The sequence below is a fragment of the Halolamina salina genome, from assembly GCF_042678005.1.
Classification (GTDB): domain Archaea; phylum Halobacteriota; class Halobacteria; order Halobacteriales; family Haloferacaceae; genus Halolamina; species Halolamina salina.
In genome coordinates, this window is sequence record NZ_JBHUDH010000100.1 from 1 (window position 1) to 1,475 (window position 1,475).

Annotated in this window: 3 protein-coding genes; 1 reads left to right on the top strand and 2 read right to left on the bottom strand. The window is 70.9% G+C overall.

The window, feature by feature from the left end:
- Positions 1 to 501 (top strand): putative sulfate/molybdate transporter (locus tag ACFR9S_RS09160; protein ID WP_379818473.1); only part of this gene is annotated, 501 nt, incomplete at its 5' end.
- 18 nt (positions 502 to 519) lie between these two features.
- Here the strand turns inward: ACFR9S_RS09160 and ACFR9S_RS09165 are convergent.
- A complete protein-coding gene (locus ACFR9S_RS09165; RefSeq protein ID WP_379733023.1) occupies positions 520 to 915 on the bottom strand; it encodes a YccF domain-containing protein in 396 nt (131 codons plus the stop codon).
- A gap of 57 nt (positions 916 to 972) precedes the next feature.
- The coding region (locus ACFR9S_RS09170; RefSeq protein ID WP_379818474.1) for a thiamine pyrophosphate-dependent enzyme at positions 973 to 1,475 on the bottom strand (503 nt) is incomplete at its 5' end.

Here is a 1,475-nt window from a genome sequence, read left to right on the forward strand (position 1 = left end):
CTCCCGGACCCGAGCGGGCTCACCCGTTCGGCCGCCGAGGCGACGGCCGCGCAGTTGGCGATGACCGTGGGCAACGCCGCCGTCGCGACCGCGCTGCTGCTCTCGGAGTACTACGACGCCGACGTGACGCCCGACGAGCTCGCCTCCAGCATGGGCGCGATGAACCTCGCGGCGGTCCCCTTCGGCGCGCTGCCGATGTGTCACGGCAGCGGCGGCGTCGCGGGGAAGTACACCTTCGGCGCCCGGACCGCCGGCTCGAACGTCCTGCTCGGCGGCCTCTACGGCGTCGCGGCGCTGGGAACCGCCGTGGTGACGGCGTTCCCGATGGCGGTTCTGGGCGTCGTGCTCGCGCTGGTCGCGGTCGAACTCGGGCGGTCGGCGTTCGACACCGACCACCTCCCCACGACGCTCGCAGTCGGCGCGCTCGGCCTGCTCGCCAACGTCGGCGTCGCGTTCCTCGCCGGAGTCGCGTGGTGGATCGCACGGGAACGGGTGCTGTGACGCGAAAATCGAGAACTGTCAGTACTCGTACAGCGACACCACGAACGGTAGCTTGTTGTACATCACCACCGCGATCGGGATGCCGACGATGCTCAGCGTGAACACGTAGGCGACGGACATCCAGACGCCGCTGGCCCACCAGCCCACGAACACGAAGTAGACGCCCCGGACGAGCAGGCCGTACCGCTGCTCGCCCGGACTCCCCGTTTCGTCGACGAAGTCGCGCTCCTTCAGCGAGAGCACCTTCGGCGTCGCGTTGATCATCTTGATCCCCAGCGGGAGGCCGACGATGGTGACGTTCAGGAACCACGCGACGCCGAGCCAGATCCCCGTCGCCCACCAGCCGACGAGCAGGAACCACACTGCACGGACCGCGAGCGAGGGGTCGTCCGCGCCGCCTGTCGTTGTACTCATACCGAGTCGGACGAGCGTCGCCCGGTTAGGTGTACCGGCGATCGGCCAGCAGCCGCCTCAGTCCGACCGCGTCAGGTAGTCGCTGGCCTGTGGCTCGTCGGGGTCGGTCGGCACCTCAACCAGCCGCGGCTCGTCGGCGTCGACGGCGTCGGCGACGGCCTCGCGCACCTCGGCGGGCGTCGCGGCGCGGGCGGCGTCGACGCCCATCGACTCCGCGAGTGCGACGAAGTCGATCGGCGACTCGCCCCACGCGTACGTCCCCTTCGGGAGGCCGTGCTCGCGCTCGGCGCCGTCGCTGATGATCGCGTAGTCCTCGTTGCGGAACACGACCGTCGTCACGGGCAGCCCCTCGGCCGCGGCGGTGTGCAGTTCGTGGATCGCCATCATCAGCCCGCCGTCGCCCGCCAGTGCGACTACGTCGCTGTCGGGGTTGGCGGCCTGCGCGCCCAGCGCCGAGGGAAGCCCGCTGCCCATCGTCGCCCACGAGCCCGGGTTCACGTAGGATCGCGGTCCCGCCGCGGGGAACGTCGCGAGCGTCCAGATTCGGAAGCCGCCGGCGT

Bases quoted from the DNA above. Each gene is read 5' to 3' on its own strand.
- ACFR9S_RS09165 (WP_379733023.1), bottom strand. From the start codon at position 915: ATGAGTACAACGACAGGCGGCGCGGACGACCCCTCGCTCGCGGTCCGT.